Raw genomic sequence first — 15,962 nt, 5'->3', positions numbered from 1 at the left:
CTGACCGCGGATCGGCGGGCGTGAAAGGCCACCCAGGTGTGGCCTTTTGTATTTTCTTTATCGGTCAATTTGATCCCATCGAGCGTTTTCAGCTAATAAGCCGCGTATTATCGCCCCTCTTCTACCCGCTACGGGTAATATACCTTCTGAGTTCAGAGGCATCTTCATGACATGGCAACAGTTCAAACAGGCGTGGCTGATTAAATTTTGGTCGCCGGTACCCGCCGTTATCGCCGCGGGTATTCTCTCAACCTACTACTTCGGTATTACCGGCACTTTCTGGGCCGTCACCGGCGAATTCACCCGCTGGGGCGGGCAATTGCTGCAGCTCGCCGGCGTGCACAGCGAAGAGTGGGGCTACTATAAACTCATTCATCTTGAGGGCACCCCGCTCACCCGTATCGACGGCATGATGATCATCGGGATGTTCGGCGGCTGTTTCGCCGCCGCGCTGTGGGCGAATAACGTGAAGCTGCGCTTCCCTCGCAGCCGGATCCGCATTCTGCAGGCCGTCGCCGGGGGGATCATTGCCGGTTTCGGCGCGCGCCTGGCGATGGGCTGCAATCTGGCCGCGTTCTTTACCGGTATCCCGCAGTTTTCTCTTCACGCCTGGTTCTTCGCCATCGCTACCGCTATCGGCACCTGGTTCGGCGCGCGCTTTACCTTACTGCCCATCTTTCGTATTCCGGTAAAAATGCAGAAAGTATCGCAGGCGTCGCCGCTGACGCAAAAACCTGACCAGGCGCGGCGCCGGTTCCGTCTCGGGATGGTGGTCTTTTTCGCCATGATCGCCTGGGGCCTGCTCACCGCGGCGAACCAGCCGAAGCTCGGCCTGGCGCTGCTGTTTGGCGTAGGGTTTGGCCTGCTTATCGAACGGGCGCAGATCTGCTTTAGCTCCGCCTTTCGCGATATGTGGATCACCGGGCGCACCAATATGGCGAAGGCGATTATCTTCGGTATGGCCGCCAGCGCTATTGGCATCTTCAGCTACGTGAAGCTGGGTATGGAGCCGAAAATCATGTGGGCGGGCCCTAATGCGGTTATCGGCGGCCTGCTGTTTGGCTTTGGCATCGTCCTGGCGGGCGGCTGCGAAACCGGCTGGATGTACCGCGCGGTGGAGGGTCAGGTGCATTACTGGTGGGTCGGGCTGGGCAACGTGATCGGTTCAACGATCCTCGCATACTACTGGGACGGGCTCTCCCCGGCGCTGGCCACAAGCTGGGATAAAATCAACCTGCTGGCGACCTTCGGACCCTTCGGCGGCCTGCTGGTGACCTATCTTCTGCTGCTGATCGCGCTGATTCTGGTGATTGGCTGGGAAAAACGTTTTTTCCGCCGCCAATCTCTCGTCCCCTCGGCCGTTAAGGAAAGCGTATGAAAACTTTCGTTCCCGATTATCGCCTCGATATGGTTGGCGAACCCTGCCCCTATCCGGCCATCGCCACGCTGGAAGCCATGCCTTCGCTGAAGAAAGGCGAGATACTTGAAGTGGTCAGCGACTGTCCGCAGTCGATTAACAATATCCCGCTGGATGCCAAAAACCACGGCTACACCGTGCTCGACATCCAGCAGGACGGGCCAACCATCCGCTATTTGATTCAAAAGTAGCCTGGAAAAGCCGGTAGCGGGTCGCTACCGGCTGCAATAATCGTGACTGCACGCGGTCAGAGTTGGCCGAGTGTCTTTACCAGCCCTTCACCGCATCGCCTTTGTATAGCCGTTCAGCCGCCGCGGCGACCTCATCGCTCTGGTAGGCCTTCACCAGGTTTTTCACCTTTTCGCTGTCTTTGTTTTCGATACGACTGGCAAAGATATTAACGTAAGGCGAATCTTTGCTTTCCACAAACAGGCCGTTGCGCGACGGCGACAGCCCAACCTGGCTGGAGAAAGTGGTATTGATGATCGCCATAGTTATCTGCTGGTCGTCCAGCGCGCGGGTCAGCTGCGGCGCTTCGATTTCGATGATTTTTAGCTTTTTCGGATTGTTGATAATATCCAGCGAAGTGGGCAGCAGACCCACGCCATCCTTGAGCGTAATCAGGCCCTGTTTTTGTAACAGCAGCAGAGAGCGTCCGAGGTTGGTCGGGTCGTTGGGGACCGCGACCTGCGCGCCATCGGGCAGCTGATCGATCGAAGTGATTTTCTTCGAATAGGCCGCTATCGGATAAACGAACGTGGTGCCAACCTGAACCAGCTTATAGCCGCGCTCCTGGATCTGTTTGTCCAGATAGGGCCTGTGCTGGAAAGCATTGGCATCAAGATCGCCGTTATTCAGCGCCTCGTTGGGCAGAACGAAATCATTAAACGTCACCACCTCTACGTCGAGGTTATATTTCTCTTTCGCCACTTTTTGCGCCACCGCCCATACTTCCTGATCGACGCCCGCGCTAATGCCCACCTTGATGTGGTTGGGGTCCTCGCCAGGTTTGCAGGCGGCCAGCAGTAGTGAACTTGCGACAACCAGCGGTACCGCGATTTTTTTTAACGTGAAAACCATATTCCCAGGATCCTTTTTAAAATTGCCTGCCATTCATTGCAGGAAAACCAGCGCCTGAGACTATAGAAAATCTCACGGGCGAAATTAAATACTGATTGACTATGATTAATAGCGTTTTGCTATGAGCGATTTGGTCATTCCTCTTTTTGACAGGGTAATCTTCCCTCCTCTCACCGTTTTTCCCTGGATTGTTCGGTATTTTTCTCCCCTTTAAACCATTTATCGTTCTGATGTACAATGGCGCGCACTTTAACTAAAAAAAGAGTGCGACCATGATTGATTTAACTTTGCCATTAACCGACATCCATCGCCACCTCGATGGTAATATCCGGGCCCAAACTATTCTCGATCTTGGCCGCCAGTTTAATCTCGCACTCCCGGCAGACACCCTCGATACTTTACGTCCTCACGTGCAGGTCACCAGCAATGAGCCCGACCTCGTCAGCTTCCTCGCTAAGCTCGACTGGGGGGTAAAAGTGTTGGCCTCGCTGGAAGCCTGCCGCCGCGTCGCCTATGAAAACCTCGAAGATGCCGCGCGAAACGGCCTGCACTACGTCGAACTGCGTTTCTCTCCACGCTATATGGCGATGACCCACCAGTTGCCCGTTGCTGGCGTTGTCGAGGCAGTGATCGCCGGAGTGAAAGAAGGCAGCCGCGACTTTAACGTTGAAGCCCGCCTGATCGGCATCCTGAGCCGCACCTTCGGCGAGGCGGCCTGCGAGGAAGAGCTTGAGGCTCTGCTCGCCCACCGCGATGGCATCACCGCCCTCGACCTCGCCGGGGATGAGCTGGGCTTCCCGGGAAACTTGTTTATGGATCACTTCCGCCGCGCACGCGATGCCGGCTGGCGCATCACCGTCCATGCGGGCGAGGCCGCTGGCCCGGAAAGCATCTGGCAGGCGATTCGCGAACTGGGGGCCGAGCGTATCGGCCACGGCGTGAAGGCGGTGCAGGATCCGGCATTGATGGATTATCTCGCCGCGCAGCGAATCGGTATTGAGTCCTGCCTGACCTCCAATATTCAGACCAGTACCGTGCCATCCCTGGCCGAGCATCCGTTGAAAACGTTCCTCGAACACGGCGTGCTGGCCTGCATTAACACCGACGACCCCGCCGTTCAGGGCGTCGATATTATCCACGAATACACCTTCGCCGCCCCGGCTGCCGGTTTAAGCCGCGAGCAAATTCGCCAGGCGCAGAGAAATGGTCTGGAGCTCGCCTTTTTAAGCGCCCAGGAAAAAGCGGCGCTGATTCAGCGCGTGCAGCAGGCTTGATGTTTACCCCCGTGGCAACGCGGGGTTCTGCTAAGCCAGGGGCTGGCCGCCTCGTTTCGTCAAAGCGACCTAATTCAGAGACAGCGTCGCCCGATGCCTGGCCGACTCCAGCCCCAGCTCAATCAGTTCCATTATCTGAATCGCCTGGCTTGCCGGAACTGGATTAACGCCGACCCCGTTGAGCGCATCGCGAATGGCGGCATAATAAGCCGGATAGTTGCCCGGTAGCGTCAGCCACGACGCTTCGGTTATGTCCTCGCCTTCGGCCCGCGTCAGCAGCCCATCGCGCATATCGTATCCCCAGTCTTCCTGCGGCAGGCGCTCGCCGCTTTTCAGCCGTTCTTCCTGCGGATCAAGACCGTATTTCACATAGCTTCCGCGCGAACCGTGGATGATAAAGCGCGCCGTTTCCGCGGCGGCCACCAGCGTACCGTGCAGTACCACCCGGCGCTGCGGCCAGGTTAAGACCGCGTGAAAATAGTCGGTGGACTGCGAGCCAGGCCGTAATTGCGCCAGATCGACCTGCATGCTGACCGGAAGCCCGAAGAGGTTTACCACCTGGTCAAGCAGATGCGGGGCAAGATCGTACCAGATACCGCTGCCCGGCCCGCCCTGCTCGCGCCAGCGATGACGCACTTGCGGTCGATAGCGGTCGAAATGCGACTCAAAATAGACCACTTCTCCCAGCAACCCTTCATTAATCAGCGATTTCACCGTCAGAAAATCGCTGTCCCAGCGGCGGTTGTGAAACACCGAAAGCAATAGCCCCTCGCTTTTGGCAATGGCTTCAAGCTCGCGCGCCTGTGCCAGCGTCACGGTAAAAGGTTTATCCACTACCACATGCTTACCCGCTTCCAGTGCCGCTTTCGCCAGCGGGAAATGGCTATCGTTTGGCGTGGGGATCACCACCAGATCGATATTGGGATCGCTAAAAAGCGCTTGCGGCGCAGCCACCACCTGCACCGCAGGCCAGTCGGCCAGCACTTTCTTTTCATCGCTGCTCGAGACCGCCGCCAGCATCATCCCCGGCGTACCGCTGATGAGCGGCGCATGAAAGGTTTTGCTCGCATAGCCGTAACCGATTAATCCTACCCGGATAGCGTCGCTCATTTTTCTGCCCTCTTAACAAGAAGATGGTGGCCGCGTTGATGCCGCGGCTTGCTCACTCTTTTAACCCGCAACGGTGCTCAGCTTTACGCCATTTGCGCCGCTAAGATCATGTAACACTTGCGTTACTTGAGTCGTTGAGTACCATTTCAGTCTGGTTTCACAATTAGCAGTAGTGTTATGGAAAACGTTTTTAACCGTATTGTAGAACTTATTGGCTGGATTGTTTTGGGCGTTTCGGCCCTGCTTTTAGTTATCGCTCATCATATTGATAACTACCAGTCCCCGCCTTCCGTTGATGTTGTTCAGACGAAGCCGCTGTCGAAATAAACAGTGACCCGCTTCGCAACTATGCAACCGGTTTCTGAAACCGGTTGCATAGTTGCACACGCATTGATTACACTCTCTTTATCAATCGATAAGGAGTTTTTTCATGTCCGGATTTCCGCAACACTTTTTATGGGGCGCCGCTACCGCAGCCTGGCAGGTTGAAGGCGGACACGATGCCGACGGCAAAGGCCCTTCTATCTGGGATACTTATTCCCACCTTCCTGGCACCACGTATCAGGGGACGACCGGTGACGTCGCCGTTGACCACTACCATCGTTTTCGCGAAGACGTGGCGCTGATGGCGGAAATGGGTTTGCAAAGCTATCGCTTCTCTATTTCATGGCCCCGCCTGCTGCCCACCGGCCGCGGCGTGGTGAATGAGGCGGGTGTGCAATTCTACAGCGACCTGATTGACGAACTGCTGGCGCATAACATTGAGCCGATGATTACCCTGTACCACTGGGATCTTCCCCAGGCGCTTCAGGATGAAGGCGGCTGGGAGGCGCGCAGCACGGCGCAAGCCTTCGCTGAGTACGCGCGTCTTTGCTATCAACGTTTTGGCTCTCGCGTCAAACTGTGGGCCACCTTTAACGAGACGATCGTTTTTATTGGCCACGGTTATATTAACGGCATCCATCCCCCTGCGGTGCGGGACCCCGCTCGAGCCATTCAGGCCTGCCACCATGTCTTTATCGCCCATGCGCTGGCGGTCAAAGCGTTTCGTGAAATGGCCGTCGCGGGGGAGATAGGATTTGTCAACGTGCTGCAGCCGCACACTGCCCTAACCGACAGTGAGGAAGATAAGCGGGCGACAGAGATGGCGGACGCCATTCATACCCACTGGCTCTACGATCCGGTATTAAAAGGCGGCTATCCCGCAGATCTACTGCAGCAGACCCAGGCGCTGTGGGGGGTTCCGGTCTTTGAACCGGGAGACGACGCGCTACTGCATGACAACCGCTGTGACTTTATCGGCCTGAACTACTACCGTCGTGAAACCGTGTCGGCGCAGCCTCCTGAAGTCGCGACCGGCGGCGAGCCGGGAGTTGACGGGCTCTTCTACTTCGTGCGCAACCCGCAAAGCACCTATACCGAATGGGGCTGGGAAATTTGGCCTCAGGGCTTAACCGACGGGATCATGATGATTAAAGCGCGCTACGGTGATATTCCGATCTATATCACCGAAAACGGGCTGGGAGCGGTAGACCCCATTATCGATGGCGAAATCGTCGACGACCCGCGAATTGACTACCTCAGCAGCCATATCACGGCGCTGGAAAAAGCGCTGGAACTTGGCGCCGACGTGCGCGGCTACTACCCCTGGTCCTTTATTGACCTGCTGAGCTGGCTGAACGGTTATAAAAAACAGTACGGGTTCGTTTATGTCGATCACCAGCAAAATCTGGCGCGTAAACGGAAAAAGAGCTTTTTCTGGTACCAAAACGTTATTGCCAGCCGAGGCGAACAGCGTTAATCTTCTCTCCCAGGCGCCTTCCGGCGCCTGATTTAGTTCTGGAATACTCCTAAATTTATTTTTACCAGGCCGGAAACATCGTCTGTTCTTGTCACAGGTATTTACAACCGAAATAATTCCATACAGTTTATCTTAAAAAGGAACTGCCGGTTGAGAACAGGTTTACTCGATATGGGTATATTCAACTTAATTTATTCCGATTATAAAATGGATACGCAAATGACCGTTCAGGACTACTTATTAAAATTTCGTAAAATCAGTTCGCTGGAAAGTCTGGAAAAACTTTTTGATCATCTTAACTATTCCCTGACCGATAACGAAGAGATCGTCAACATGTATCGCGCGGCCGACCATCGCCGGGCGGAGCTGGTTTCTGGCGGCAAATTGTTCAACATCGGCGAAGTGCCCAAGTCCGTGTGGCGCTACGTGCAATAAAGACTGTCATCATTCACGCCAGTTGCTTATACTTCCGCCCTGCTTTTATTTATAACTGGCGTTGAATTTGGGAGTAATAATGTCCTCTGACTCTGTGGAACGTATTGGCGGATGGCTTTTGGCGCCGCTGGCATGGCTCCTGGTAGCCCTGCTTAGCGCCTCATTGTCGCTGCTTTTTTTTGCTAAGGCTCTGATCTCTTCCCAGACTTATACATTGCTGGGCAATATGAGTGCCGAACATCTCGCTCTGTGGATTGCTTCCTTAGCTTTTGCCATCGCCATGTGGTACTACACGCTGTGGTTGACCATCGCCTTTTTTAAGCGGCGGAAAGGTGTGCCGAAACACTACATCATCTGGCTGCTGATCACGCTGCTGCTGGCGGTAAAAGCCTTTGCCTTTTCCCCGATTTCTGACGCGCTCGCGCTGCGCCAGCTGCTTTTCCCCCTTCTCGCCGCTGCGCTGCTTGCACCCTATTTCAGGCGTTCTGCTCGGGTTAAACGGACCTTTGTGAATCCGTAATAACCACACAGTTAACCTGTTGTCGCCGGTATCGATTTATTCGATAATAGACGGCTTTTTCTATTTCAGGTCGAATGATGGCTGATTATTTACTGCTCTTTGTTGGCACTGTTCTTGTTAACAACTTCGTGCTGGTGAAGTTTCTTGGACTGTGCCCGTTTATGGGGGTTTCCAAAAAGCTGGAAGCCGCTATGGGAATGGGGCTCGCCACCACCTTTGTGATGACGCTGGCCTCTATTTGCGCCTGGCTAATTGATACCTGGATCCTTATCCCGCTGGATCTGGTCTATTTGCGCACGCTGGCCTTTATCCTGGTCATCGCCGTGGTGGTGCAGTTTACCGAGATGGTCGTGCGTAAAACCAGCCCGGCGCTGTATCGCCTGCTGGGGATCTTCCTGCCGCTGATCACCACCAACTGCGCGGTGCTCGGCGTGGCGCTGCTAAATATAAACCTTGGGCATAATTTCCTGCAATCAGCGCTGTACGGTTTTGCCGCCGCGGTCGGTTTTTCGCTGGTGATGGTGCTTTTCGCATCTATTCGCGAGCGCCTGGTAGTCGCGGATGTGCCGGCGCCGTTTCGTGGTAACGCCATTGCGCTGGTCACCGCAGGTTTAATGTCTCTTGCCTTTATGGGCTTTAGCGGTTTGGTGAAGTTGTAATGAACGCTGTCTGGATAGCCGTGGTCGCCATTAGCCTACTGGGGCTAATTTTCGGCTTAATTCTGGGATACGCCTCCCGCCGTTTTGCGGTGGAAGATGACCCGGTGGTGGAAAAAATTGATGCCCTGCTTCCGCAGAGCCAGTGCGGCCAGTGCGGCTACCCCGGCTGTCGCCCCTACGCGGAAGCAGTGGGGACCCAGGGTGAGAAAATCAACTGCTGCGCCCCCGGCGGCGAAGCGGTAATGCTTAAAATCGCCGAGCTGTTGAACGTCGATCCGCAGCTGGTAGACGGCGACGCGCAAGAAGCCGAACCTGTACGCATGCTGGCGACGATAGACGAAGCGAACTGCATCGGCTGCACAAAATGCATCCAGGCCTGCCCGGTCGACGCCATCGTCGGCGCCACTCGCGCCATGCATACGGTGATGAGCGATCTCTGTACCGGCTGTAATCTTTGCGTCGCGCCTTGTCCAACGCAATGTATTGAACTGCACCCGGTAGCAGCGACGACAGAAACCTGGAAATGGGATCTTCAGACCATCCCGGTACGCATTATTCCCGTGGAACAACATGTTTAAGTTATTTTCCGCTTTTCGCAAAGATAAAGTCTGGGACTTCAACGGCGGCATCCATCCGCCAGAGATGAAAACCCAGTCCAACGGTACCCCGCTGCGTCAGGTGTCGCTGCCGCAGCGTTTCGTCATCCCGCTAAAACAGCATATCGGCACGGAAGGTGAACTGTGCGTGCAGCCGGGCGATCGCGTCCTGCGCGGCCAGGCGTTGACCCGCGGTTGGGGCAGAATGCTGCCGGTGCACGCCCCAACGTCCGGGATCGTGGCGGCCATCGCCCCCCACTCTACCGCCCACCCTTCCGCGCTGGCGGAAATGAGCGTCATTATTGATGCCGATGGCGAAGACCGCTGGATTGAGCGCGATGGCTGGAACGATTATCAGAATAAATCCCGCGAAGCGCTGATTGAACGTATTCACCAGTTTGGCGTGGCCGGACTGGGCGGCGCGGGTTTCCCGACCGGCGCCAAGCTGCGCGGCGGCGGCGATAAAATCGACACACTCATTATCAACGCCGCCGAGTGCGAGCCCTACATCACCGCCGATGACCGTCTAATGCAGGATTGCGCGGCGCAAATCGTTGAGGGTATTCGTATCCTTGCCCATATTCTGCAGCCTGGTCAGGTACTGATCGGCATCGAGGATAATAAACCGCAGGCGATTTCGATGCTGCGCGCGGTATTAGCCGATACGCACGGAATGTCGCTGCGGGTGATCCCAACCAAATATCCCTCCGGCGGCGCGAAACAGCTCACGCAAATCCTCACCGGCAAGCAGGTGCCCCACGGCGGACGATCCTCTGATATCGGCGTGTTGATGCAAAACGTCGGCACCGCCTACGCGGTGAAACGGGCGGTAATTGACGGCGAGCCGCTGACGGAGCGCGTCGTTACCCTAACCGGCGAAGCGGTCTCGCGTCCGGGCAACGTCTGGGCGCGTCTCGGCACCCCGGTCAGCCATTTGCTAAAAGATGCCGGTTTCTGCCCGAGCGCTGACCCGATGGTGATTATGGGCGGCCCGCTGATGGGCTTCACCCTGCCGTGGCTCGACGTGCCGGTAGTGAAAATTACCAACTGCCTGCTGGCGCCGTCGGCGAGCGAACTGGGCGAGCCGGAAGAGGAAAAAGGCTGCATCCGCTGCAGCGCCTGCGCGGACGCCTGCCCTGCCGATCTTCTGCCGCAGCAGCTTTATTGGTTCAGCAAAGGCCAGCAGCACGACAAAGCCACTAGCCATAATCTCGCAGATTGCATTGAGTGCGGCGCCTGCGCCTGGGTTTGCCCAAGCAATATTCCGCTGGTGCAGTACTTCCGCCAGGAGAAGGCCGAGATCTCCGCGATCGCGCAAGAAGAGAAACGCGCCGCAGAGGCCAAAGTTCGCTTTGAGGCGCGTCAGGCTCGCCTTGAGCGCGATAAAGCGGCGCGTCTGGAACGTCATAAGCAGGCCGCGGTCCAGCCTGCGGCGAAGGATCAGGACGCAATTAACGCCGCCCTTGCCCGGGTGCGTGAAAAACAGCGTGACGCGGCGCAGCCGATTATCGTGCTCTCCGGCGCCAAACCGGATAACAGCGAAGCCATCGCCGCCCGCGAAGCCCGCAAGGCCGAGGCCCGGGCGCGTAAAGCTGAACAGCAGACGGCTCCGACGGTAGATGCCGCCGCCGAACAACCGGCAGCCGCCGATCCGCGCAAAGCCGCCGTCGAGGCGGCTATCGCCCGAGCGAAAGCGCGTAAAGCTGAACAGCAGATGGCTCCGGCGGTAGATGCCGCCGCCGAACAACCGATGGCCGCCGATCCGCGCAAAGCCGCCGTCGAGGCCGCTATCGCCCGAGCGAAAGCGCGCAAAGCCGAACAGCAGCAACAAGCAGTTCCCCCGTCGGCAGCCAATGACGACGCCCGCAAAGCGGCAGTCGCTGAAGCAATCGCCCGCGTTCAGGCCCGGAAAGCATCCCGGCAGGCAGTTAACGAGGATTAAATGGTTTTCAGAATCGCAAGTTCCCCTTATACCCACAATCAGCGCCAGACTTCGCGGATTATGCTGCTGGTGCTGCTCGCCGCGATACCCGGCATCGCGGTGCAGACCTGGTTTTTCGGCTGGGGTACCGTGTTGCAGATTATCCTTGCCGCCCTTACGGCGTGGGGAGCCGAAGCGGCCATCCTTAAACTGCGCAAACAAAATATTCCCGCGATCCTCGCCGATAACTCCGCGCTGCTGACCGGCCTGCTGCTGGCCATCAGTATCCCGCCTTTCGCCCCGTGGTGGATGGTCGTGCTGGGGACCGCGTTCGCGGTCATCATCGCCAAGCAGCTGTACGGCGGCCTCGGCCACAACCCTTTTAACCCGGCTATGATCGGCTATGTCGTACTGCTCATCTCCTTCCCGGTCCAGATGACCTCCTGGCTTCCGCCGCATGAGATAGCCGCCCATGTTCCAGGTTTTAGCGACGCGCTGTGGATGATTTTCACCGGCCATACGGCGACTGGTGGGGATATGAACAGCCTGCGAACAGGCATTGACGGTATCAGTCAGGCCACGCCGCTGGATACCTTTAAAACGTCGCTTCACGCCGGCCATCCGGTTGGCGAGATCCTCCAGTATCCGATCTACGGCGGCGAGCTCGCCGGTCTCGGCTGGCAGTGGGTTAACGTGGCCTGGCTCGCGGGCGGTCTGTTCCTGCTGTGGCAGAAGGCTATCCGCTGGCATATTCCGCTGAGCTTCCTGCTGAGCCTCGCCGTTTGCGCCACCCTGGGATGGCTGTTCTCCCCAGGAAGCCTCGCCTCGCCGCAGATACATCTGCTTTCCGGCGCAACCATGCTCGGCGCCTTCTTTATCCTGACGGATCCGGTGACCGCCTCTACCACCAATCGCGGACGCCTGATCTTTGGCGCGCTGGCGGGAGTACTGGTATGGTTGATTCGCAGCTTTGGCGGCTACCCGGATGGCGTGGCCTTTGCCGTCCTGCTGGCCAATATCACCGTTCCGTTGATCGATTACTACACGCGCCCGCGCGCGTACGGCCACCGCTGAGGACCCGAACATGTTACAAAGCATGCGCAAACACGGTATCACGCTGGCACTCTTCGCCGCAGGTTCAACCGGGCTGACGGCAGCGATTAACGAGCTGACCAAAAGTACCATTGAAGACCAGGCCGCCCAGCAGCAAAAAGCCCTATTCGACCAGGTGATGCCAGCCGCTCTCTACAATAACGATTTGCTGAAAAGCTGTTATCAGGTTAGCGCGCCGGAGCTGGGCAAGGGCCAGCATAAGGTATGGATCGCGCAGGACGGCGAGAAGCCGGTTGCTGCGGTGATGGAAGCCACCGCGCCGGACGGCTATTCCGGCGCCATTCAGCTGCTGGTAGCCGCCGATTTTAGAGGCACCGTGCTGGGTACCCGCGTCACCGAACACCATGAAACACCGGGCCTGGGCGACAAAATCGAGCTCCGAATTTCCGACTGGATCACCTTCTTTGCTGGTAAAACGATCCATGGGCAAGACGACAGCCACTGGGCCGTGAAAAAAGACGGCGGCGATTTCGACCAGTTCACCGGGGCCACTATTACCCCTCGCGCGGTGGTCAACGCCGTCAGGCGCGCGGGCCTGTACGCCCAAACGCTGCCCGCGCAGATTTCCGCATTCACTCCCTGTGGAGACTAGACCATGAGCGAAGTTAAAGACGTTATTGTTCAGGGGTTGTGGAAAAACAACTCCGCGCTTGTTCAACTGCTGGGGATGTGTCCCCTGCTCGCCGTGACTTCTACCGCCACCAACGCTCTCGGCCTTGGGCTGGCGACGACGCTGGTTTTGACCCTGACGAACCTGACCATTTCCAGCCTGCGTCGCTGGACGCCGGCGGAAATCCGTATCCCTATTTACGTGATGATCATCGCTTCGGTAGTGAGCGTCGTGCAGATGCTGATTAACGCCTACGCGTTCGGCCTTTATCAGTCTCTGGGGATTTTTATCCCGCTGATCGTCACCAACTGTATCGTGGTTGGCCGCGCGGAAGCCTTTGCCGCGAAAAAAGGCCCGGCGCTCTCGGCGCTGGACGGATTCTCCATCGGGATGGGGGCGACATGCGCAATGTTTGTGCTCGGTTCAATGCGCGAAATTCTCGGCAACGGCACCCTGTTTGACGGTGCCGATAGCCTGCTCGGCGGCTGGGCTAAAGTTCTGCGCATTGAAGTATTCCATACCGATACGCCGTTCCTGCTGGCGATGCTGCCGCCGGGCGCATTTATTGGCCTCGGCATGATGTTGGCGGTAAAATACCTCATCGATGAACGTAGCAAACAGCGCAAAACCAAAGCGGCGCAAGCCGATCTCATTGCGCCGTCTGATGTGACGGGAAAAGCATAGGATGAATAAGAGTAAACGCCTGGAGATCCTCACCAGGCTCAGGGATAACGACCCGCACCCCACCACGGAGCTGCATTTTAACTCGCCGTTTGAACTGTTGATCGCCGTCCTGCTCTCAGCGCAGGCCACCGACGTCAGCGTCAACAAAGCTACGGCAAAACTCTATCCGGTCGCCAATACGCCAGCGGCCATGCTGGCGCTGGGCGTTGAGGGAGTGAAAACGTATATCAAAACCATCGGCCTGTTTAACAGTAAAGCCGAAAACGTTATCAAGACCTGCCGGATCCTGCTTGAACAACACAATGGCGAAGTGCCGGAAGATAGGGCGGCCCTTGAGGCGCTTCCCGGTGTGGGACGCAAAACGGCAAACGTGGTGCTGAATACCGCCTTCGGCTGGCCGACAATCGCCGTCGATACGCATATCTTCCGCGTTTGTAATCGGACACAATTTGCGCCCGGTAAAAACGTGGAACAGGTGGAAGAAAAGCTGTTAAAGGTGGTTCCGGCGGAATTTAAAGTCGACTGCCACCACTGGTTAATCCTGCACGGTCGTTATACGTGTATTGCCCGCAAACCCCGCTGCGGCTCCTGCCTGATAGAAGATCTTTGCGAGTATAAAGAGAAGGTCTATTCCTGACGACGCGCAGAGTCATTGTCCTACCGGAGAGATGACTCTGCCTCCCCCCGGCTTTATCGACATTCACGCCATGGTTTCGCCCCGGTTGCGGGTGATTATGCGGTTATATAATCATCAGCCAGGTTATTCATTTTTTTTAGAGTCAAAATTTCTATACATTTGTGATCGGGATCACTTGGTCATTTTGTTGTTGAATAATTGTTAACTCAATTGTACCCAAACCTGCTGATTCAAATACCCTCAACTTAAATAACAACACAATAACCCATCAATTTTTAGGATTATGGGCTATATCACTGGATGCAAGCGCAGTCAGCAGAACATATCGCCTTTATACGAAAAATTTTCCACTATGGCAGATAAAAACGCTTCCATTCACTAAACCTTGATATTTAACTCTGAATAACATTTGAGTATGCGGTGTATTATTCCGCACAAAATATGTGTAACAGATTATTGCAAAGCTATTGCCTGAAGGAGCAGGATAGTGAACATTACCTGCCGTTTTCCCTCCAGAATAACTATAAAGGCGGCGGTCTGAGAAGATTGCGCCCCGAGCACCCCCCGTTAATATGGGATGTAAAAAAAGAGGTATTTGTGTCGACTGCAAACAATAAACCAACCGAAAGCGTCAGCTTGAATGCTTTCAAACAACCACGATCGTTCTATCTCATCTTCTCGATTGAGCTATGGGAGCGTTTTGGTTTCTACGGCCTGCAAGGGATCATGGCCGTTTACCTGGTTAAACAACTGGGTATGTCAGAAGCGGATTCTATCACCCTGTTCTCCTCCTTTAGCGCCCTGGTCTACGGCCTGGTGGCGATTGGCGGCTGGCTGGGCGACAAGGTGCTGGGCACCAAGCGCGTCATTATGCTCGGTGCCATTGTTCTGGCCATCGGCTATGGCCTGGTAGCGTGGTCCGGGCACGATGCGGGCATCGTCTATATAGGTATGGCGACCATTGCCGTCGGTAACGGCCTGTTTAAGGCTAACCCCTCTTCCCTGCTCTCAACCTGCTATGAAAAGAACGACCCGCGTCTGGACGGTGCATTTACCATGTACTACATGTCCATCAACATCGGTTCCTTCTTCTCTATGCTGGCCACGCCGTGGCTGGCGGCAAAGTTCGGCTGGAGCGTCGCTTTCGCCCTGAGCTTTGTCGGCCTGGTAATCACCATTGTCAACTTCACTTTCTGCCAGCGCTGGGTTAAACAGTACGGCTCGAAGCCTGACTTCGCCCCGCTGCAGGTAGGCAAGCTGCTGGCGACAATCGTTGGCGTGGTGGTTCTCATCGCAATTGCAACCTGGCTGCTGCACAACCAGGGTATTGCACGTATGGCGCTGGGCGTGGTTGCGCTGGGTATTATCGTTATTTTCGCTAAAGAAGCCTTCGCAATGCAGGGCGCCGCGCGGCGCAAAATGATCGTCGCGTTCATCCTGATGCTGCAGGCGATTATCTTCTTTGTTCTGTATAGCCAGATGCCGACCTCCCTTAACTTCTTTGCGATTCGCAACGTTGAACACTCTCTGCTGGGCATCGCTTTCGAGCCTGAGCAGTACCAGGCGCTGAACCCATTCTGGATCATTATCGGTAGCCCGATTCTGGCCGCTATCTACAACAAAATGGGCGATACCCTGCCGATGCCGATGAAGTTTGCTATTGGTATGGTCCTCTGTTCCGGCGCCTTCCTCGTACTGCCGCTGGGCGCTAAGTTTGCCACCGACGCAGGTATCGTGAACGTCAGCTGGCTGGTTATGAGCTACGGCCTGCAAAGTATCGGTGAACTGATGATCTCCGGCCTGGGTCTGGCGATGGTTGCGCAGTTGGTTCCTCAGCGTCTGATGGGCTTCATCATGGGCAGCTGGTTCCTGACTACCGCTGGCGCCAACCTGATCGGCGGCTACGTCGCCAACATGATGGCGGTGCCGGATAACGTAACTGACCCGCTGATGTCGCTGGAAGTTTACGGTCGCGTATTCCTGCACATCGGTGTCGCCACCGGCATTATCGCCATCCTGATGCTGCTGACGGCGCCGAAGCTGAACCGCATGACCCAGGACGATGATAAAACGGCAAAAGCCAGCGATACCGCTACGGCCTAAGC

At 56.3% G+C, this 15,962-nt stretch carries 17 protein-coding genes; 15 read left to right on the top strand and 2 right to left on the bottom strand.

All coding sequences use genetic code 11. The annotated features are described in order from the left end of the window. The first annotated feature begins 166 nt into the window (after positions 1-166). Both yedE and yedF read left to right on the top strand, forming a co-directional pair. Complete coding sequence (gene yedE / locus K7H21_RS12590; protein WP_223035830.1) at positions 167-1,378, top strand: selenium metabolism membrane protein YedE/FdhT; 1,212 nt, start codon at positions 167-169, stop codon at positions 1,376-1,378. After that, on the top strand, positions 1,375-1,608 hold the full coding sequence (gene yedF, locus K7H21_RS12585) for a sulfurtransferase-like selenium metabolism protein YedF (RefSeq protein ID WP_004134369.1): 234 nt from the start codon (positions 1,375-1,377) through the stop codon (positions 1,606-1,608). The genes yedE and yedF overlap by 4 nt, the downstream gene beginning before the upstream one ends. A 76-nt stretch (positions 1,609-1,684) precedes the next feature. Here yedF and metQ read toward each other — a convergent pair whose 3' ends face one another. After that, complete coding sequence (gene metQ, locus K7H21_RS12580; RefSeq protein ID WP_049113693.1) at positions 1,685-2,497, bottom strand: methionine ABC transporter substrate-binding lipoprotein MetQ; 813 nt, start codon at positions 2,495-2,497, stop codon at positions 1,685-1,687. A gap of 272 nt (positions 2,498-2,769) precedes the next feature. On the opposite strand from metQ, the gene add reads away from it, so the two are divergent. Continuing rightward, a complete protein-coding gene (gene add, locus K7H21_RS12575; RefSeq protein WP_004119571.1) occupies positions 2,770-3,771 on the top strand; it encodes an adenosine deaminase in 1,002 nt (333 codons plus the stop codon). A gap of 69 nt (positions 3,772-3,840) precedes the next feature. Here the strand turns inward: add and K7H21_RS12570 are convergent, their stop codons facing one another. Continuing rightward, complete coding sequence (locus tag K7H21_RS12570) at positions 3,841-4,881, bottom strand: oxidoreductase (protein WP_223035829.1); 1,041 nt, start codon at positions 4,879-4,881, stop codon at positions 3,841-3,843. Positions 4,882-5,058: 177 nt separating this feature from the next. Here K7H21_RS12570 and blr point away from each other — a divergent pair, with 177 nt between their 5' ends. The 12 genes from blr to dtpA all read left to right on the top strand — a co-directional run bounded on the left by blr (position 5,059) and on the right by dtpA (position 15,960). Then, complete coding sequence (blr, locus tag K7H21_RS12565; RefSeq protein WP_004119556.1) at positions 5,059-5,208, top strand: division septum protein Blr; 150 nt, start codon at positions 5,059-5,061, stop codon at positions 5,206-5,208. Positions 5,209-5,311: 103 nt separating this feature from the next. Beyond that, positions 5,312-6,682, top strand: a complete 1,371-nt coding sequence (locus K7H21_RS12560) for a GH1 family beta-glucosidase (protein ID WP_004119554.1) — start codon at positions 5,312-5,314, stop codon at positions 6,680-6,682. Between the two features lie 219 nt (positions 6,683-6,901). Continuing rightward, a complete protein-coding gene (gene ydgT, locus K7H21_RS12555; RefSeq protein WP_004134363.1) occupies positions 6,902-7,117 on the top strand; it encodes a transcription modulator YdgT in 216 nt (71 codons plus the stop codon). 79 nt (positions 7,118-7,196) lie between these two features. Beyond that, positions 7,197-7,637 (top strand): DUF2569 domain-containing protein, encoded by a 441-nt coding sequence (locus tag K7H21_RS12550; RefSeq protein WP_004119552.1) that lies wholly within the window; start codon positions 7,197-7,199, stop codon positions 7,635-7,637. A gap of 77 nt (positions 7,638-7,714) precedes the next feature. Next, positions 7,715-8,296, top strand: coding sequence for an electron transport complex subunit RsxA (rsxA, locus tag K7H21_RS12545; protein ID WP_004102633.1), 582 nt, complete (start codon positions 7,715-7,717; stop codon positions 8,294-8,296). Continuing rightward, a complete protein-coding gene (gene rsxB, locus K7H21_RS12540) occupies positions 8,296-8,874 on the top strand; it encodes an electron transport complex subunit RsxB (RefSeq protein ID WP_223035828.1) in 579 nt (192 codons plus the stop codon). The genes rsxA and rsxB overlap by 1 nt, the downstream gene beginning before the upstream one ends. After that, a complete protein-coding gene (gene rsxC / locus K7H21_RS12535; RefSeq protein WP_223035827.1) occupies positions 8,867-10,834 on the top strand; it encodes an electron transport complex subunit RsxC in 1,968 nt (655 codons plus the stop codon). The genes rsxB and rsxC overlap by 8 nt, the downstream gene beginning before the upstream one ends. Further along, positions 10,835-11,887, top strand: a complete 1,053-nt coding sequence (gene rsxD, locus K7H21_RS12530) for an electron transport complex subunit RsxD (RefSeq protein WP_049114131.1) — start codon at positions 10,835-10,837, stop codon at positions 11,885-11,887. Between the two features lie 10 nt (positions 11,888-11,897). Continuing rightward, a complete protein-coding gene (gene rsxG, locus K7H21_RS12525) occupies positions 11,898-12,518 on the top strand; it encodes an electron transport complex subunit RsxG (RefSeq protein ID WP_004119539.1) in 621 nt (206 codons plus the stop codon). A 3-nt stretch (positions 12,519-12,521) separates the two neighbouring features. Further along, positions 12,522-13,220, top strand: a complete 699-nt coding sequence (locus tag K7H21_RS12520) for an electron transport complex subunit E (protein ID WP_004119536.1) — start codon at positions 12,522-12,524, stop codon at positions 13,218-13,220. A gap of 1 nt (position 13,221) precedes the next feature. Further along, positions 13,222-13,857 (top strand): endonuclease III, encoded by a 636-nt coding sequence (gene nth, locus K7H21_RS12515; protein WP_004119532.1) that lies wholly within the window; start codon positions 13,222-13,224, stop codon positions 13,855-13,857. A gap of 597 nt (positions 13,858-14,454) precedes the next feature. Then, positions 14,455-15,960 carry a dipeptide/tripeptide permease DtpA gene (dtpA, locus tag K7H21_RS12510; RefSeq protein ID WP_049114134.1) on the top strand — a complete coding sequence of 502 codons (1,506 nt, stop codon included), beginning with the start codon at positions 14,455-14,457 and terminating at the stop codon, positions 15,958-15,960. Positions 15,961-15,962 lie beyond the last annotated feature (2 nt).

This window comes from Klebsiella sp. CTHL.F3a (genome assembly GCF_019890895.1).
GTDB lineage: Bacteria > Pseudomonadota > Gammaproteobacteria > Enterobacterales > Enterobacteriaceae > Klebsiella > Klebsiella grimontii.
This window is presented reverse-complemented; position numbering and strand designations above follow the sequence as displayed.

Excerpts from the sequence above, each read along its gene's own strand:
- yedE (WP_223035830.1), top strand. The coding sequence starts at position 167 with ATGACATGGCAACAGTTCAAACAGGCGTGGCTGATTAAATTTTGGTCG.
- yedF (WP_004134369.1), top strand. The coding sequence starts at position 1,375 with ATGAAAACTTTCGTTCCCGATTATCGCCTCGATATGGTTGGCGAACCC.
- metQ (WP_049113693.1), bottom strand. The coding sequence starts at position 2,497 with ATGGTTTTCACGTTAAAAAAAATCGCGGTACCGCTGGTTGTCGCAAGT.
- add (WP_004119571.1), top strand. The coding sequence starts at position 2,770 with ATGATTGATTTAACTTTGCCATTAACCGACATCCATCGCCACCTCGAT.
- K7H21_RS12570 (WP_223035829.1), bottom strand. The coding sequence starts at position 4,881 with ATGAGCGACGCTATCCGGGTAGGATTAATCGGTTACGGCTATGCGAGC.
- blr (WP_004119556.1), top strand. The coding sequence starts at position 5,059 with ATGGAAAACGTTTTTAACCGTATTGTAGAACTTATTGGCTGGATTGTT.
- K7H21_RS12560 (WP_004119554.1), top strand. The coding sequence starts at position 5,312 with ATGTCCGGATTTCCGCAACACTTTTTATGGGGCGCCGCTACCGCAGCC.
- ydgT (WP_004134363.1), top strand. The coding sequence starts at position 6,902 with ATGACCGTTCAGGACTACTTATTAAAATTTCGTAAAATCAGTTCGCTG.
- K7H21_RS12550 (WP_004119552.1), top strand. The coding sequence starts at position 7,197 with ATGTCCTCTGACTCTGTGGAACGTATTGGCGGATGGCTTTTGGCGCCG.
- rsxA (WP_004102633.1), top strand. The coding sequence starts at position 7,715 with ATGGCTGATTATTTACTGCTCTTTGTTGGCACTGTTCTTGTTAACAAC.
- rsxB (WP_223035828.1), top strand. The coding sequence starts at position 8,296 with ATGAACGCTGTCTGGATAGCCGTGGTCGCCATTAGCCTACTGGGGCTA.
- rsxC (WP_223035827.1), top strand. The coding sequence starts at position 8,867 with ATGTTTAAGTTATTTTCCGCTTTTCGCAAAGATAAAGTCTGGGACTTC.
- rsxD (WP_049114131.1), top strand. The coding sequence starts at position 10,835 with ATGGTTTTCAGAATCGCAAGTTCCCCTTATACCCACAATCAGCGCCAG.
- rsxG (WP_004119539.1), top strand. The coding sequence starts at position 11,898 with ATGTTACAAAGCATGCGCAAACACGGTATCACGCTGGCACTCTTCGCC.
- K7H21_RS12520 (WP_004119536.1), top strand. The coding sequence starts at position 12,522 with ATGAGCGAAGTTAAAGACGTTATTGTTCAGGGGTTGTGGAAAAACAAC.
- nth (WP_004119532.1), top strand. The coding sequence starts at position 13,222 with ATGAATAAGAGTAAACGCCTGGAGATCCTCACCAGGCTCAGGGATAAC.